Here is a 15,717-nt window from a genome sequence, read left to right as displayed (position 1 = left end):
GATCACCCCCTCACTCAGCACCAACGCCCGCCCACAGAGCTCCATCGCGTACGGCAGGTCATGCGTGACCATCAGCACCGTGACGTCCAACGACCGCAGAATCTCGGCGAGTTCACGCCGCGACGCGGGGTCGAGGTTGGACGACGGTTCGTCCAGGACCAGGATCTCCGGCTCCATCGCGAGCACCGTCGCCACCGCGACCCGCCGCCGCTGGCCGAAGGAGAGGTGGTGCGGGGGCCGGTCCGCGTACTCCGTCATGCCGACGAGGCTCAGGGCCCGGTGCACGCACGCGTCGAGTTCGGCCCCGCGCAGGCCCGCCGCGGCCGGGCCGAAGGCGACGTCCTCGCGCACCGTCGGCATGAACAGCTGGTCGTCGGGGTCCTGGAAGACGATGCCGACGCGTCGGCGGATCTCGGCGAAGTTCCGCGCGGCGACCGGCAGTCCGGCGACCGTGACGGAGCCCGCGCCTGCGGTGAGGATGCCGTTGAGGTGCAGGACGAGCGTCGTCTTGCCGGCGCCGTTGGGGCCGAGCAGCGCGACCCGTTCACCGCGGCCGATGGTGAAGTCCACGCCGAACAGGGCCTGGTGGCCGTCCGGGTAGGCGTATGCGAGCCCGGAGACCTCCAGGGAGGGGGCAGAAGTCACAGGAACCATCCCAACAGGCAGATCGTGAATGCGGCCAGCGGCAGCGTCAGCGCGTACGACCATTGCGTACGCGAGGCCGTGACCTCGTCGATGACCGGCATCGAACCGGCGTAGCCGCGGCTGACCATCGCGAGGTGGACCCGCTCGCCGCGTTCGTAGGAGCGGATGAACAGGGCGCCCGCCGACTTGGCGAGGACGCCCCAGTGGCGGATGCCGCGGGCCTCGAAGCCGCGGGACTCGCGGGCGATCCGCATGCGGCGCATCTCGTCGGTGATGACGTCCCCGTACCGGATCATGAAGGACGCGATCTGGACGAGCAGCGGGGGCAGCTTGAGCCGCTGGAGGCCGAGGAGGAGCGCGCGGAGTTCGGTGGTGGCCGCGAGCAGCACGGACGCGGCGACGCCGAGGGTGCCCTTGGCGAGGACGTTCCAGGCGCCCCACAGGCCGGAGGCGCTCAGCGAGAGGCCGAGGACCTCGACGCGTTCGCCCTGCGCCACGAACGGCAGCAGCACCGCGAAGGCCACGAAGGGCACTTCGATGAGGAGCCGCTTCAGCAGGAAGGCGGCCGGTACGCGGGCGGCGTACGCGACCCCGGCGAGCAGCAGCGCGTAGCCCGCGAAGGCCCACATCGCCTCGCGCGGCGTGGACACGACGACGATCACGAAGGCGAGGACCGCGGCGAGCTTGCAGTGCGGGGGCAGCGCGTGCACCGGGGAGTGTCCGTGCCGGTAGAGCCGGTGGGTGTGGCCCGCGCCCATGTCAGGCGGCGTCCTCGGTGCGGGCGACCGGGGCCGCGGCGGTACGACGGCGGCGCAGCGCCCAGAACACGCCGGAGCCCACGACCACGGTGGCGCCGACCCCGATGACCCCGGCGAGGCCACCGGAGAGGCGGGCGTCCGCGATGTCCTGGACGCCGTAGTCGGCGAGCGGGGAGTCCTTGGCGGCGTGCTCCTCGACCTTCTTGTCGATGCCCTGGTCGGCGGCGACCTTCTCCAGGCCGTCGGGGTCCGCGGAGGCGTAGAAGCTGACGAAGCCCGCGAGGACGAGGGAGGCGGCAAGACCGGTCAGCCACACCTTGCGCGGGGAGCGGGCCGGGGCCGCGGCGACCGGGGCGGGGGCGGCGTCGACGAGCTCACCGCCGACCCGCAGCTTGAGCGGCGCGGTCAGGCCGCGGGCACCGTGCACGAGGTCGGGACGGACGGCGATGACCGAGCCGACCGTGGCGGCGGTGATGGCGGCCTCACCGATGCCGATGAGGACGTGCACGCCGACCATGGCCGTGAGGACGGTGCCGAGAGGGACGTCGGTGGTGCCGCCGAGCGCGTACAGGCCGGTGAAGACGGCCGCGGCGGCGGGCACGGAGAGCAGCGCGGCGACGAACGCGGCGACGGTCACCGAGCGGCGGCGGCGCGGCAGCACCTTGAGCAGTCCGCGGAAGGCCAGGTAGGAGACGACGACGGTGACGACACCCATGGTGGTGATGTTCACGCCGAGCGCGGTGAGGCCGCCGTCGGCGAAGAGCACGCCTTGCATGAGCAGGACGACGGATATGCAGAGCACCCCGGTGTACGGCCCGACGAGGATCGCCGCCAGCGCCCCTCCGAGCAGGTGCCCGCTGGTTCCGGCCGCGACGGGGAAGTTCAGCATCTGGACGGCGAAGACGAACGCGGCGACGAGTCCGGCCAGTGGCGCGGTGCGCTCGTCGAGTTCCCTGCGGGCGCCCTTGAGGGAGACGGCGACGGCTCCCGCGGCGAGGACACCGGCGGCCGCGGAGACCGGGGCGTCGATGAATCCGTCGGGTACGTGCATGGAGATCTCCGCTTCGGCCGGGGCACTCAGCCGGGTCCCCCGGCCACAGAACCGTCTGATGATAGGGCCCTCTTGCAAAGCACTCGCAAAAGCGGGGAGAGCACGATTGGAGAGCGCGACGGGAGAGCGCGATGGGGCCGATCACCCCGGAGAGTCCGATCGTCCGGGAGCGCCAGCGGGAAAATATGCGACATTGGGGAGATAGCGCCGCATATTTCACAGCAAGCGTGAGGAGCCCGTGATGTCCGCCGCGGTCGAGCAACACGCACGGGCCCATCTCGTCACGGACGCCCCCGACGGCCACCGGGCACTCCGGGTGGCCCTCCGCTACGACCCCGAGGGGCTGACCGACGACATCCGTATCGCCGTCCCCGGCTCACCGGGCGGCGAACAGGAGTGGACGCTCCCACGCGCGCTCCTCGAGCAGGGCCTGCGCACCCCGGCGGGCCATGGCTCCGTACGGGTCTGGCCGTGCGGCCGGGTGCAGGTGGTGGTCGAGTTCCACACCGAGGGCGGTGTGACGGTGCTCCAGTTCGACTGCGCGCCGCTGGTGCGCTTCCTGGGGCGCACCTACGCGGTCACGGCGGCGGCGAGCCACTCGGCCTGAGCCGGCCTGAGCACCCGCTCCCCTCGCACCTGAGCACCCGCTCCCCCACACACGACAGTCGGGCGGCCCCTGGAATCCAGGTGCCGCCCGATGCGTTCACGCATTCACGCATTCACGTCAGTGGGCGCGGCTCAGACGCCCGCCAACTCCCGCTCCTTGTCCGGCCCTTCGGGCCGCGCCGCGTCGCCGTCGCCGAGCCGCTCGCGCAGCTTCTCGCCCTCCACGTCGACGTCGGGCAGGATCCGGTCGAGCCACTTCGGCAGCCACCAGGCGCGGTGCGAGAGCAGCGCGAGCACCGCCGGGACGATGGCCATCCGTACGACGAAGGCGTCGAAGAAGACCGCGACGGCCAGACCGAAGCCGATCATCTTGACCATCTGCTCGCTGGAGCCGATGAAGCCCGCGAACACCGCGATCATGATGACGGCGGCCGCCGAGACCACCCGCGCCCCGTGCTTGAAGCCGGTGACGACCGCCTGTCCGGGGCGCTCCCCGTGGACGTACGCCTCCCGCATCCGGGTCACCAGGAAGACCTCGTAGTCCATCGCGAGGCCGAAGACCACGCCGACCATGAAGATCGGCATCATCGACATGACCGGGCCGGTCTGCTCGACCCCGAACAGCGAGCCGAGCCAGCCCCACTGGAAGACCGCGACCACAGCGCCGAGCGCGGCGACCACGGAGAGCAGGAAGCCGAGGGCCGCCTTGAGCGGCACGAGCACCGAGCGGAAGACGACCATCAGGAGCAGGAAGGCCAGGCCGACGACGAGCGCCAGATACGGCAGCAGCGCGTCGTTGAGCTTCTGCGAGACGTCGATGTTCATCGCGGTGGTGCCGGTGACCATGGTCTTGGCGCCGGTGTCCGCGGTGATCTCCGCGCCCGCGTCCCGGATCGCGTGGACCAGCTCCTCGGTCTCGACGCCGCTCGGCTTGGAGTGCGGGATGACGGTGAGCATGGCGGTGTCGCCGGCCTTGTTGAACGTGGCCGGGGTGACCACCGGCTTGCCGTCGAGGGCGCCGACGGTGCGGGCGACCTCGGCGGCCGCGGCCTTCGGGTCGGCACTGCCGGCGGCGTCGACGACGACGAGGAGCGGGCCGTTGAAGCCGGGCCCGAAGCCCTCGGAGACCAGGTCGTACGCCTTGCGCTGGGTGGTGCTGGTCGGCTGCGCCCCGTCGTCCGGCAGGCCCAGCTCCAACTGGCTCGCCGGGACGGCCACCACACCGAGTCCGACGACGCCGACGAGCAGCACGGTCAGCGGCTTGCGCAGCACGAAGCGGGCCCAGCGGGTGCCCAGGTTCTCCTTGGACACAGCGTCCTTGGCGGCCCCCGCCTCAGGGGTCTTACGTGCCTTACGGCCCACCGCATGCTTGCCCGCGTACCCCAGCAGCGCCGGGATCATCGTCAGCGCGATGAGGACCGCGATGGCGACCGTGGCGGCGGCCGCGATGCCCATCTTGGTGAGCATCGGGATGTTGACCACGGCGAGGCCGACCAGCGCGATGACGACGGTGAGCCCGGCGAACACCACCGCGGAGCCCGCCGTTCCGACAGCGCGTCCGGCGGCGTCCTCGCGCTCGCGCCCGTCGGCCAGCTCGGCCCGGTAGCGGGAGACGATGAACAGCGCGTAGTCGATGCCGACAGCGAGGCCGATCATCATGGCGAGCGTGGACGTCGTACTGGACAGGTCGAGCGCCGTGGAGAGCGCGGTGATGCCGGAGACGCCGATGCCGACGCCGATCAGCGCGGTCAGCAGCGGAAGCCCGGCCGCGACCAGCGAGCCGAACGTGATCACCAGGACCACGGCCGCGACCGCGACGCCGATGATCTCGGTGGCGCCGGTCTCGGGGATGGCCTGCAGCGCGTCGCCGCCGATCTCGACGGTGAGCCCGGCCTCCCGCGCGTCCTGCCCGGCGCCCTTGAGCTCCTCGCGCGAGGACTCCTCGAGCTCCATGCCGGAGACCTTGTACGAGACCTGCGCGTAGGCCGTCGTACCGTCCTTGCTGACCGCCTTGGCCTGGAACGGGTCGGCGACGCTGGCGACCTCGTCGCCGCCCTTCAGCTCCCGTACGACCTGCTCGACGGCGGTCTTGTGGGCCGGGTCGGTCATCTTCTCGCCGTCCGGCGCCTTGAAGACGACGCGGGCGGTGGCCCCGTCGGGGTTGGCGCCCGGCGAGCGCTCCTCGATCAGGTCGAAGGCGCGCTGCGCCTCGGTGCCGGGTATGGAGAACGAAGCCGAGCCCGCGCCCGACGAGTTGGCGGCGCCGACGCCCGCGAGGGCGAGCAGCGCGACCCAGATCAGGACGACGAAGTGCCGTCGCCGGAACGAGAACCGGCCGAGTTTGTAGAGGAACGTGGCCACTGGGGCTACTCCCGGTCAAGTCGTGGTGTGTTCAGGGCAGGCCGGACCGGCCCGACGACGTGAGCGGTGCGTCAGGTGGGGCGGTACGTGGAGGTCGGTTGACGTAGGGGTCAGAGGCCGAGGGCGGGGAGGACCACGGCATCGACGTAGTCGGAGAGGAAGGCCCGGTCGGGTGGGACGTCCTCGATGAGGAGCCGGGCCACGAAGGCGCCGACGGTCATATGGACGACGTACGGGAGCGCCGGGTGGCCCTCTCGCACCTCGCCGCGCTCGACGGCCCGCCGGAGCATGGCGTCGAGTCCGGTGAGCTCGGGCGCGATCAGCAGCTCCCGCATCGCCTGGTGGAGATCCGGGTTGCCGTGGATCGCCTGGGCCAGACCCCGCATCAGCGCGGAGTCCTTCTCCAGCTGGCAGTCGTCGGTGGCGGCGACCATCGCGTGGAAGTCGCCGCGCAGCGATCCGGTGTCGATCTCCTCGAAGGCGACCGGCTTGTTGGACCGCAGCGCCCGGACGACCAGCTCCGGCTTGCTCCCCCACTGGCGGTAGAGGGTGGCCTTGCTGGACTTGGTGCGGGTGGCGACGGCGTCCATGGTCAGCGCGTCGTACCCGACCTCGCCCAGCAGATCGAGCACGGCCGCGTACAGCTCGGCCTCACGCTCGGGGGTGATACGGCTGCGCGCCACGTCGGGAACTCCTTCACGGCACCGAAGTGAACGAAACGGTTTCGTTCACTTACGAAGGTACGCCAACGGTCAAGCGAAACGGAACCGTTTCGCTGGTGGCGCCGGTCACACGGACTTCAGCCCTCCGTTCGGGTTGCCGCCCCTCACATACCGGAAAAGCATGGATAGGTGAGAGACGCCGCATACCTCCGCTTCCCGCACCTGCACGGCAACCTCCTCTGCTTCGCCGACGAGGACGACCTCTGGGTGGCTCCGATCGCCGCCGAGGGCGCCACCCCGGAGCGCGCGTGGCGGCTGACCGTGGACCGCACCCGGGTCGGCCACCCCCGCTTCTCGCCCGACGGCAGCCGGATCGCGTTCACGACCTGGCGCAGCCTCGATCCGGAGATCCATGTCGTCCCGGTCGAGGGCGGCCCCGCCACGCGCCTGACGTACTGGGGCAGTACGGACACCAAGGTGTGCGGCTGGACGCCGCCGGACCAGCACGGGCACAGCGATGTGCTCGCCGTCGCCTCGCACAGCCAGCCGTTCTCGTACTTCACCTGGGCCTACTCGGTGCCCACCGACGGCTCGCCCGGCGGCCGGCTGCCCTGGGGGCCGGTCGACGACATCGCGGTCGCGGACGTCGACGGCGAGCGCCGCACCCTGCTGCTCACCGGCCGGCCGCCGCACGAACCGGCCGCCTGGAAGCGGTACCGGGGCGGCGCCACCGGGCGGCTCTGGCTGCACGGCGAGCGGCTCCTGCCCGACCTGCGCGGGCACTTCTCCAGCCCGATGTTCGTGGGCGGCCGGATCGCGTTCCTCTCCGACCACGAGGGCATCGGCAACCTCTACTCCTGCCTTCCCGACGGCTCCGACCTGCGCCGGCACACCGACCACGACACGTTCTACGCCCGGCACGCCTCCGCCGACGGCCGGCGGGTCGTGTACCAGTGCGCGGGCGACCTCTGGATGGTGGACAACCTCGGCCCCGGCGCCGAGCCGCGCAGACTCGACGTCCGCCTCGGCGGCTCGCGCACCGGCCGCCGCGTCTACCAGGTCCCGGCCACGAGCCACCTCGACGCACTCGCCGTGGACGAGACGGGCCGGGCCAGCGCCGTCGTCGTACGCGGCAGCCTGTACTGGCTGACCCACCGCGACGGCCCGGCGCGCACCCTCACGGACACTCCGGGCGTACGGGTCCGGCAGCCGGAGATGCTCGGCTCGGGCGGCAAGGTCGCTTACGTCACGGACGCCGAGGGCGAGGACGCGGTCGAGATCGCGTACCTGCCACGGGCCACCGGCGACCGGGAGCCGCGCCGGCTCGCCTCCGGCCGGCTCGGCCGGGTGGAGGAGATGATCTCGGACCCGGAGGGCGAACGGCTCGCCATCGCCTCCAACGACGGCCGGCTGCTGCTCATCGACGTGCCCGAGGAGCCCGGGGAATCCGGGGGGTCCGAGGAGCCCGGGGAGCCCGGCGACGGCTCCGGTCCCGGGCAGGTCACCGAGCTGATCCAGTCCCTGAACGGGCCGGTGCGCGACCTCGCGTTCTCCCCGGACGGGGCCTGGCTGACCTGGTCGCACCCCGGCATCGGACGGTCGCTGCGGCAGATCAAGCTGGCCCGGATCAAGGACCGCACGATCGTCGACGTGACCAACGGCCGCTTCGAGGACGAGAACCCGGTGTTCACGCGGGACGGCCGCTATCTGGCCTTCCTGTCCTGGCGCGGCTTCGACCCGGTGTACGACGTGCACACCGGCGACCTGTCCTTCCCGCTCGGCTGCCGCCCCTACCTCGTACCGCTGTCCTCCGCGACGCTCTCGCCGTTCGCGCTCACCCCCGACGGGCGCCCGGCGGCGGGCGGGCTCGACCCGGCCGAGGAGGACACCGAGGCGGGCACCGTCATCGTGGAGACCGAGGGCCTGGAGAACCGGGTCACCCCGTTCCCGGTCGCGGCCTCCAAGTACTCCGCGCTGCAGCCGGTCAGCGGCGGCGGCCTGGTCTGGATGCGCTGGCCGATCTCCGGCGCGCTCGGCGAGACCTTCGTCAACCCCACCGACACCTCGGGCCGGCCGAGCCTGGAGCACTTCAACATCGCCAAGGCGCGCAAGACCGAACTCGTCGACCACCTCGACCTGTTCGCGCTCAGCGGCGACGGCAGCCGCCTGGTCGTCGTGGACGAGGGCGAGCTGCGGGCCGTGCCGTCCACCGAGCCCGGCGACAACGACTCCACGGTCTGGATCGACCTGCGCCGCGTCCTGCACGAGGTCGACCCGGCCGCCGAGTGGCGGCAGTCCTACGCCGAGGCGGGCCGGATCATCCGCGCCTACTTCTGGGACCCCGGCATGTGCGGCATCGACTGGGACGCGGTGCTCGACCAGTACCGCCCGCTCGTCGAACGGGTCGCGTCCCCCGACGAGTTCGCGGACCTGCTGCGTGAGGTGCTCGGCGAGCTGGGCACCTCGCACGCGTACGTCTCCCCCGCCCGCCGCAACGAGGGCCCACCGCACTACCAGCGCCCCCAGGGCCTGCTCGGCGCCAACCTGGTCTGCCGGGACGGGGCCTGGCTGGTGAAACGGATCCTGCCCGGCGAGTCCTCCGACTCCAAGGCCCGCTCACCGCTCGCGGGCACGGGCATCCGTGAGGGCGCGGTCCTCAGCCATGTCGACGGCCGCCCGGTCGATCCGGTCACCGGCCCGTACCCACTGCTCGCCGGCGCGGGCGGGACCACGGTCGAGCTGACCTTCGCGCCCGCCGAGAGCGAGGGCAGATCACGGCGCGTGGCCGTCGTCCCGCTGATCGACGAACGCCCGCTGCGCTACCAGGACTGGGTGGCCAAACGCCGGGAGGTCGTACGGCAGTTGAGCCACGGCAAGTGCGGCTATCTGCACATCCCCGACATGGGCGGCTCCGGCTGGGCCCAGTTCAACCGCGACCTGCGGATGGAGATGTCCCGGCCCGCGCTGATCGTGGACGTACGGGGCAACGCGGGCGGCCACATCAGCGAGTTGGTGATCGAGAAGCTGACCCGCACCATCCTCGGCTGGGACCTGACCCGCAACGCCCAGCCCGTCTCGTACGCATCGAATGCCCCGCGCGGACCGGTCGTCGCCCTCGCGGACGAGGCGACCTCGTCCGACGGCGACATGATCACGGCCGCGTTCAAGCTGCTCGGGCTCGGCCCCGTGGTCGGGCAGCGCACCTGGGGCGGCGTCGTCGGCATGACCGGGCGGCACCGCCTCGGCGACGGCACGGTGATCACGGTCCCGATGAACGCCGCGTGGTTCGACGCGTACGGCTGGGACATCGAGAACAAGGGCGTCGAGCCGGACCTCGAAGTGCTGCGCACCCCGCTCGACTGGGCGGAGGGCCGGCACGCCCAACTCGACGACGCCGTACGGCTCGCGCTCGACCTCCTGGAGCGGCACTCGGCGGCCGCACCGCCCGACTACTCGGCCGTTCCGGACCGCCGTCGACCTGCGCTGCCACCCCGCGCCGACGGCTCCGTCACAGAGAGCAACTGATCGAAATGCGGCCTATGTCCGGCCGTGCCACTCTGGTCGAGGCCCCATCCCTCACCATTCTTCAGGAGTGAAACACATGGGCATGGCAGACCAGTTCAAGGACAAGGCCAGCGAGCTTCGCGACAAGGCCAAGGACGCGATCGGCGACAAGGGCGAAGCCCCCGAGCGCGCCTCGCAGGCCCAGGACGAGGCGCAGGAGCGCACCTCGCAGGGCCGTGAGCAGGCGCAGGAGCGCGGTTCACAGGCCCGCGAGCAGGCGGAGCAGTACGGCCAGGAGGCCCGGGAGAAGTTCGACCGGTAACTCGCTGTCCTGACGCAGACGGCACACTGCGCGAAAGGTGCGCCTGTACTCACGTACAGGCGCACCTTTTCGTCGTGGTGACGGTGGTCGTGCGGTGTCAGTTCCCCGACCGGACCTGTTCGTCCGCCGAACCGCCCGCTCCCACAAGTCCCTTGCCGACGGAACCGAGCCGCGGCTCGAAGCGCTTCATCTCGCGCTGTCCGACACTGGCGATGATCCCCGGCAGGTAGCCGCGGATCGACTGCATCCCGCGCAGCCACCACTGCGCGTACACATGCGCCGAGCGCCGCTCGATGCCCGCCACGATCCGGTCCACGGCCGGGCCGAGCGGGTACGTCTTGTTCGACGGCCACGGCAGCCGCTGCCGCAGCTCCCGCATCACCTCGTCCTGGTCGGCGCCGCGCACCATGTCGGTGTCGGTCCAGGACAGATAGCCGACGCCGACCTTCACGCCCTTGTAGCCGACCTCGGCCCGCAGCGAGTGCGCGTACGCCTCGACGCCGGACTTGGACGCGCAGTAGGCGCTCATCATCGGGGCGGGCGTGAGGGCCGCGAGCGAGGCGATCTGCAGCAGATAGCCGCGGGACTCCATCAGCACCGGCAGGAACGCCCGGCCGGTCACCGCCGAGCCGATCAGGTTGACCTCGATCACCCGCCGCCAGGCCTCCGGGTCGGAGTCGGTGAACGGGCCGCCGCTGGCCACGCCCGCGTTGGCGACCACGATGTCGACCTTGCCGAACCGCTCCTTGACCTCCTGCGCGACCCGCGCCATGGCCACGTGGTCGGTCACGTCCGCGTGCCAGTGGTCGCTCTCACCGGGCAGCCGCGCGGACACCTGCTTCAGCTCGTCCGGTTCGAGGCCGACAAGCGCCACCTTCGCGCCGCGTGCCGACAGCTTGCGGGCGAGGAGCTCCCCCACGCCGCGGGCCGCCCCGGTGACCACTGCGACCTGTCCCTCCAGGCTGACCTTGCTCATGCGCCCTCCCTGACCGATTCGTGCCGTCCGACCTGTACGTACGTATCGACGAGCTCGCGGATCTTCCCGGTGACCGCCTCGGGCGCCTCGACCGGGGTCATGTGCCCGAGCCCGGCGAGCTCGGTACTCCCCACACAGTGCGGCAGCGCGGCCACGAGCGCACGCGAGTGCACCACGGGCGTGAGCCGGTCCCCGGTGCCGACGAGCACCGCGGTCGGCACGGTCAACTGCCGTACCTCCGCCCGCAGATCGAGCTCCTCGAAGATCCGCGACCAGCCGTACCGCGACCGGCGCGGGCAGGCGTGCACGATCCGCGCGCAGGCCTCCACCTTCTCCGGCGCCGAGCCGGGGCCCATGGTCCCGTACCGCAGCACCTTCTTGCCGAGCGGCGTGACCGGCCCGAGCGGCGCCCTGGAGCCGAGCACCGACTTGGTGAGCCGGGTACGCAGCCGGCTCGGCCGCATCGGCAGCACGGTGGCCTCGGAGACCAGGTCCCAGCCTCCGGTGCTGCACAGCAGGACGGCCGCCGCGTGCTCCTTCACCTTCGCCCGCGTCGCGGCCGCCATCAGCGTCATCCCGCCCATGGAGTGCCCCACGAGCACGGCCTTCTCGCCGGGTTCGAGGGTCGCGGCGAGCACCGCCTCCAGGTCGTCGGCGAGCGCGCGGGCGCTGTACCCGGCCGCGTCGACGGGCGCCGGACTGCGCCCGTGGCCCCGCTGGTCGTAGGCGATGACGCGGTGGTCGCGCGCCAACTCCCGTATCTGCGCGGCCCAGAAGGCGGTCGAGCAGGTCCAGCCGTGCGCGAGCACCACGGCGGGCGCGTGCTCGGTGCCGTGCACCTCCACGTGGATCCGCGCGCCGTCCGCGGAGACCGCGGTCAGCTCGTGCGAGGCGGCCGGCGGGGCGTACGGCCCGGATGTGACATGCGTAAGGCGGCTCATGCCCTGACCTCCGTCTTCTTCTTACGGGACGACTTACGGGACGACTCGGCGCCCGTCGCTGCGGCGGCCTCGACCGGCTTCGGCGGCCGTACGACCTGGTACTCGGCGAGGTCCACGCGCTTGGTGGCGGCGCGGAACTCGGTGGTGGTGCCGGGCCAGATGGTGGTGTTGACGCCGTTCGCGTCCAGGTACCAGCTGGTGCAGCCGCCGGTGTTCCACACGGTGCGCTTCATGCGCTCCTGGACCCGGTTGTTCCAGGCGACGACCGCGCCGGGCCGGGCATCGAGCGCGGCCCGCCCGCCGAGCACGTCCAACTGCCGCATGTAGTCGGCCAGATAGTTCAGCTGCGCCTCGATCATCAGGATCATCGAGGAGTTACCGAGCCCGGTGTTCGGGCCGATGACCGTCAGGAAGTTGGGGAAGCCGTCGGAGGTCGCGCCCCGCAGCGACTTCATGCCGGACTTCCAGTGGTCGGTGAGGGTGGCCCCCTCGGCACCGACCACCCGGTCCGCGATCGGCATGTCCGTGACGTGGAACCCGGTGCCGAAGATGATCGCGTCGACCTCGGTCTCGGTGCCGTCCGCGGCGACCAGGGTGTTGCCCCGCACCTCGGTGAGCCCACTGGCGACCACGTCGACGTTCGGCTGCGCGAGCGCCGGATAGTACGTGTTGGAGAGCAGGATCCGCTTGCAGCCGATGCGGTAGTCGGGGGTCAACTTGGCGCGCAGCTCCGGGTCCTTGACGGCCCGGCGGATGTTCGCCTTCGCCAGGGACTCGACCAGGCCCAGCTCGTTCGGCCGCTTCGTGAACGCCTGGACCTGGAGCTCCCTGATCCCCCACAGGATCCCGCGCCGGGCCTGCGTGGTGAACGGCAACTGCCGGTGCAGCCAGCGCTCCACGCCGCTGATGCTCCGGTCGGCCCGCGGCATCACCCACGGCGGGGTGCGCTGGAACAGCGTGAGGCTGCGCACCTCGCGCTGGATGGCCGGCACGATCTGGATGGCCGAGGCCCCGGTGCCGATCATCGCGACCCGCTTGCCGCGCAGGTCGTAGTCGTGGTCCCAGCGCGCCGAGTGGAAGACCTTGCCCTCGAAGGAGTCGAGGCCCGGGATGTCCGGCATCTTCGGGTCGGAGAGCGGCCCGGACGCGGAGACCACGACGTCGGCGGTGAGGCTGCCGCGTACGGTGTCGATCTCCCAGTGCAGCTCCTCGGCGTTCCAACGCGTCTGCGTCACCTCGGAGTTGAAGCGGATGTGCGGCCGGATCCGGAAGACGTCCGCGACATGCTCGAGGTACTCCCGGATGCGCTCCTGCCCGGAGAAGGTACGCGGCCAGTCCGGGTTGGGCGCGAAGGAGAACGAGTACAGATGCGACGGCACGTCACAGGCGCACCCCGGATAGCTGTTGTCCCGCCACGTCCCGCCCACCGCGTCGGCCCGCTCCAGGACGACGAAGTCGGTGATGCCCTCGCGCCGCAGCCGGACAGCGGCCCCGAGCCCGCCGAACCCGGACCCGATCACCGCCACCCGTACGTGCTCGCGCTCCTGCTCGGCCATGCCGCCGCCCTCCGCACTCCACGACTCTGCCAGTAATCACTGGCGCAGTCTGGAGAGTAGAACAGCCACGTACTCATGGGTAGGGGTCGGGCCGAAGAAAGTTACCGGCGGTACGGCCAGGGGCGTCTGTCATAGGGTCGGAGACGTGCCTCACGAACCGCAGAACCGCGAGTACCGCATGGACGAGCTGGCCGCCGCGGCCGGCATCACCGTCCGCACCCTGCGCTTCTACCGAGAGCGCAAGCTCATCCCGCCACCCCGCCGCGAGGGCCGCATCGCCTGGTACGACGAGCACCACCTGGCCAGGCTCCGCACGATCACCGGACTCCTGGAGCGCGGCCACACCCTGACCGCCATCGCCGAACTCACCGACGCCTTCGAGACCGGCCGCGACGTCGGCGAACTCCTCGGCCTGACCGGCGAACCCACCGAGGAGACCCCGGTCCGCCTCACCCCCGAGGAACTGGCCGACTACTTCGAGGGCGAGGTCACCCCGGAGAACCTCCAGTCGGCCCTGGACCTCGGCTACATCGGCACCGACGGCGACGAGATCGTGCACATCAGCCGCCGCCTGCTCGAGGTGTCGGCGGCGCTGGTACGCGAGGGGGTCCCGCTCTCCGAGGTGATGGCGGCGGGCCGCCAGGTGCGTGAACACGCGGACGCCATGGCCGAGTTGTTCATGACGATCCTGCGCACCCACGCCCCCGAGAGCGACCCCGACAAGCTGCGCCCGCTCGCCAAGGCGGTCGTCGAGGCGGAACTCTCCCTCGCCATGGACCGCCGCATCGGCAAGCTCTGACGTCCCGCCCCGGTACGGCTCAGAGGTCGTAGACGACCGTCACCGGCGCGTGGTCGCTCCACCGCTCGGCGTGCGAGGCGGCCCGCTCCACGAACCCCTTGACCGCCTTCCCGGCAAGCCCGGGGGTCGCCACCTGGTAGTCGATCCGCCAGCCCGTGTCGTTGTCGAAGGCCCGGCCGCGGTACGACCACCACGAGTACGGCCCCTCGACATCCGGGTGCAGCGCCCGCACCACGTCGACGTAACTCTCGAAGACCTCGCCGAGCCAGGCCCGCTCCTCGGGCAGGAACCCGGCGTTCTTCTTGTTGCCCTTCCAGTTCTTGAGGTCGGCCTCCTGGTGCGCGATGTTCCAGTCGCCGCACACCACGACCTCGCGCCCGTCCGCCGCGGCCCGCGCCTTCAACGCCCGCAGGTGGACGAGGAACGCGGCCATGAACCGCTCCTTCTCGTCCTGCCGCTCCGTACCGACCTCACCGGACGGCAGGTAGAGGCTCGCCACGGTCACGCCGGGCAGGTCCACCTCGACGTACCGCCCGCTGTCCGCGAACTCCTCGGCCCCGAAGCCGATCTGCACCCGGTCCGGCTCCCGCCGCGAGTACAGCGAGACACCAGCACGGCCCTTCGCCGCGGCCGGTACGTGCACCACATGCCAGCCCGCCGGCTCCCGCACCTCGTCGGGCAGTTGCGCGGCCTCGGCCCGCACCTCCTGGAGGCACACGACATCGGCGTCGGTCCCGGCCAGCCACTCCACGAAGCCCTTCTTGGCGGCGGCGCGGAGCCCGTTCACGTTCACAGTGGTCACAGTCAGCACCCGGACACGGTACCGGCACACTGGACAGCATGGAGATAAGGCCGACCCCCTACGACCACCCCGACGCGATCAAGCTCAACGACCAGGTGCAGCTCGAGTACATCGACCGCTACGGCGACGAGGGCGACGCCACCCCACTCGACGCCGCCATGTTCAACCCCCCGCACGGCCTGTACCTGCTCGCCTACGACGAGCTCGGCCGCCCCGTGGCCTCCGGCGGCTGGCGCACCCAGGACGAGAACGAAGAGGGGTACTCGGACGGCGACGCCGAGATCAAGCGGATGTACGTCGTCCCCGAGTCCCGCGGCCTCGGCCTGGCCCGGCGCACCCTCGCCCTCCTGGAGGCCGACGCCCGCGCCGCGGGCCGTACCCGCATGGTCCTGGAGACCGGCATCATGCAGCCCGAGGCCATCGCCCTGTACGCCTCCGAGGGCTACGAGCCGTGCGCCAAGTTCGGCTACTACCGGCACCACAACCCCAGCCGCTGCATGGCCAAGCCGCTGTGAAAAAGGGGCCATGAACAAGGCGCCATGAACAAGCGAGAACCCCGCCGGACGAATCCGACGGGGTTCTCAATTGCGGTGGACCTGTGGGGATTTGAACCCCAGACCCCCTCGATGCGAACGAGGTGCGCTACCAGACTGCGCCACAGGCCCTTGCAACGAGTGAAACTCTAGCACCCCGAACGGGGTGCTCCGAAATCCGGTCCCGCGCGACTCCCGCGC

The 15,717-nt window shown here is 71.4% G+C and carries 14 protein-coding genes and 1 tRNA gene; 5 read left to right on the top strand and 10 right to left on the bottom strand.

All coding sequences use genetic code 11. The annotated features are described in order from the left end of the window. From GUY60_RS09130 to GUY60_RS09120, 3 genes are all read right to left on the bottom strand, one after another. On the bottom strand, nt 1-654 hold a 654-nt coding region (locus GUY60_RS09130), incomplete at its 3' end, for an energy-coupling factor ABC transporter ATP-binding protein (RefSeq protein ID WP_161695721.1). Continuing rightward, on the bottom strand, nt 642-1,403 hold the full coding sequence (gene cbiQ / locus GUY60_RS09125; RefSeq protein WP_161695719.1) for a cobalt ECF transporter T component CbiQ: 762 nt from the start codon (nt 1,401-1,403) through the stop codon (nt 642-644). The genes GUY60_RS09130 and cbiQ, both read right to left, overlap by 13 nt. A 1-nt stretch (nt 1,404) precedes the next feature. Continuing rightward, a complete protein-coding gene (locus tag GUY60_RS09120) occupies nt 1,405-2,454 on the bottom strand; it encodes an energy-coupling factor ABC transporter permease (protein ID WP_161695717.1) in 1,050 nt (349 codons plus the stop codon). 241 nt (nt 2,455-2,695) lie between these two features. Here GUY60_RS09120 and GUY60_RS09115 point away from each other — a divergent pair, with 241 nt between their 5' ends. Continuing rightward, a complete protein-coding gene (locus GUY60_RS09115; RefSeq protein WP_161695715.1) occupies nt 2,696-3,061 on the top strand; it encodes an SsgA family sporulation/cell division regulator in 366 nt (121 codons plus the stop codon). A gap of 131 nt (nt 3,062-3,192) precedes the next feature. On the opposite strand, the gene GUY60_RS09110 is transcribed toward GUY60_RS09115, so the two are convergent. Continuing rightward, nucleotides 3,193-5,421, bottom strand: coding sequence for an MMPL family transporter (locus GUY60_RS09110; protein WP_161695713.1), 2,229 nt, complete (start codon nt 5,419-5,421; stop codon nt 3,193-3,195). 110 nt (nt 5,422-5,531) lie between these two features. Then, nucleotides 5,532-6,104 carry a TetR/AcrR family transcriptional regulator gene (locus tag GUY60_RS09105; RefSeq protein WP_161695711.1) on the bottom strand — a complete coding sequence of 191 codons (573 nt, stop codon included), beginning with the start codon at nt 6,102-6,104 and terminating at the stop codon, nt 5,532-5,534. A 168-nt stretch (nt 6,105-6,272) separates the two neighbouring features. Between GUY60_RS09105 and GUY60_RS09100 the strand changes: the two genes are divergently transcribed. After that, entirely contained in the window at nt 6,273-9,608 is a 3,336-nt protein-coding gene (locus GUY60_RS09100; protein ID WP_161695709.1) for a S41 family peptidase, read from the top strand. Between the two features lie 76 nt (nt 9,609-9,684). After that, nucleotides 9,685-9,909 (top strand): hypothetical protein, encoded by a 225-nt coding sequence (locus GUY60_RS09095; protein WP_161695707.1) that lies wholly within the window; start codon nt 9,685-9,687, stop codon nt 9,907-9,909. A gap of 97 nt (nt 9,910-10,006) precedes the next feature. Here the strand turns inward: GUY60_RS09095 and GUY60_RS09090 are convergent, their stop codons facing one another. The 3 genes from GUY60_RS09090 to GUY60_RS09080 are packed head-to-tail and all read right to left on the bottom strand — an operon-like array spanning nt 10,007 to nt 13,382. Continuing rightward, nucleotides 10,007-10,885: an SDR family oxidoreductase gene (locus GUY60_RS09090; RefSeq protein WP_161695705.1), complete on the bottom strand. Its 879-nt coding sequence runs from the start codon at nt 10,883-10,885 to the stop codon at nt 10,007-10,009. Next, on the bottom strand, nt 10,882-11,826 hold the full coding sequence (locus GUY60_RS09085; RefSeq protein ID WP_161695703.1) for an alpha/beta fold hydrolase: 945 nt from the start codon (nt 11,824-11,826) through the stop codon (nt 10,882-10,884). Before GUY60_RS09085 ends, GUY60_RS09090 begins: the two co-directional genes overlap by 4 nt. After that, entirely contained in the window at nt 11,823-13,382 is a 1,560-nt protein-coding gene (locus GUY60_RS09080; protein ID WP_161695701.1) for a flavin-containing monooxygenase, read from the bottom strand. The genes GUY60_RS09085 and GUY60_RS09080 overlap by 4 nt, the downstream gene beginning before the upstream one ends. A gap of 178 nt (nt 13,383-13,560) precedes the next feature. On the opposite strand from GUY60_RS09080, the gene GUY60_RS09075 reads away from it, so the two are divergent. Beyond that, nucleotides 13,561-14,181, top strand: a complete 621-nt coding sequence (locus GUY60_RS09075; RefSeq protein ID WP_161695729.1) for a MerR family transcriptional regulator — start codon at nt 13,561-13,563, stop codon at nt 14,179-14,181. Nucleotides 14,182-14,200: 19 nt separating this feature from the next. On the opposite strand, the gene GUY60_RS09070 is transcribed toward GUY60_RS09075, so the two are convergent. Beyond that, nucleotides 14,201-14,992, bottom strand: coding sequence for an exodeoxyribonuclease III (locus tag GUY60_RS09070; RefSeq protein ID WP_187369969.1), 792 nt, complete (start codon nt 14,990-14,992; stop codon nt 14,201-14,203). Between the two features lie 29 nt (nt 14,993-15,021). Between GUY60_RS09070 and GUY60_RS09065 the strand changes: the two genes are divergently transcribed. Beyond that, entirely contained in the window at nt 15,022-15,498 is a 477-nt protein-coding gene (locus tag GUY60_RS09065; RefSeq protein ID WP_161695697.1) for a GNAT family N-acetyltransferase, read from the top strand. Between the two features lie 76 nt (nt 15,499-15,574). Here the strand turns inward: GUY60_RS09065 and GUY60_RS09060 are convergent. Further along, nucleotides 15,575-15,648 (bottom strand) — tRNA-Ala (locus GUY60_RS09060). Between the last annotated feature and the right edge of the window lie 69 nt (nt 15,649-15,717).

Source organism: Streptomyces boluensis (assembly GCF_009908195.1).
In the GTDB taxonomy this organism is placed as follows: domain Bacteria; phylum Actinomycetota; class Actinomycetes; order Streptomycetales; family Streptomycetaceae; genus Streptomyces; species Streptomyces boluensis.
The sequence above is the reverse complement of the archived record's forward strand: the minus strand, read 5'-3'. Positions and strand labels throughout refer to the sequence as shown.

Bases quoted from the DNA above. Each gene is read 5' to 3' on its own strand.
- GUY60_RS09085 (WP_161695703.1), bottom strand. From the start codon at position 11,826: ATGAGCCGCCTTACGCATGTCACATCCGGGCCGTACGCCCCGCCGGCC.
- GUY60_RS09120 (WP_161695717.1), bottom strand. From the start codon at position 2,454: ATGCACGTACCCGACGGATTCATCGACGCCCCGGTCTCCGCGGCCGCC.
- GUY60_RS09115 (WP_161695715.1), top strand. From the start codon at position 2,696: ATGTCCGCCGCGGTCGAGCAACACGCACGGGCCCATCTCGTCACGGAC.
- cbiQ (WP_161695719.1), bottom strand. From the start codon at position 1,403: ATGGGCGCGGGCCACACCCACCGGCTCTACCGGCACGGACACTCCCCG.
- GUY60_RS09080 (WP_161695701.1), bottom strand. From the start codon at position 13,382: ATGGCCGAGCAGGAGCGCGAGCACGTACGGGTGGCGGTGATCGGGTCC.
- GUY60_RS09065 (WP_161695697.1), top strand. From the start codon at position 15,022: ATGGAGATAAGGCCGACCCCCTACGACCACCCCGACGCGATCAAGCTC.
- GUY60_RS09090 (WP_161695705.1), bottom strand. From the start codon at position 10,885: ATGAGCAAGGTCAGCCTGGAGGGACAGGTCGCAGTGGTCACCGGGGCG.
- GUY60_RS09075 (WP_161695729.1), top strand. From the start codon at position 13,561: ATGGACGAGCTGGCCGCCGCGGCCGGCATCACCGTCCGCACCCTGCGC.
- GUY60_RS09095 (WP_161695707.1), top strand. From the start codon at position 9,685: ATGGGCATGGCAGACCAGTTCAAGGACAAGGCCAGCGAGCTTCGCGAC.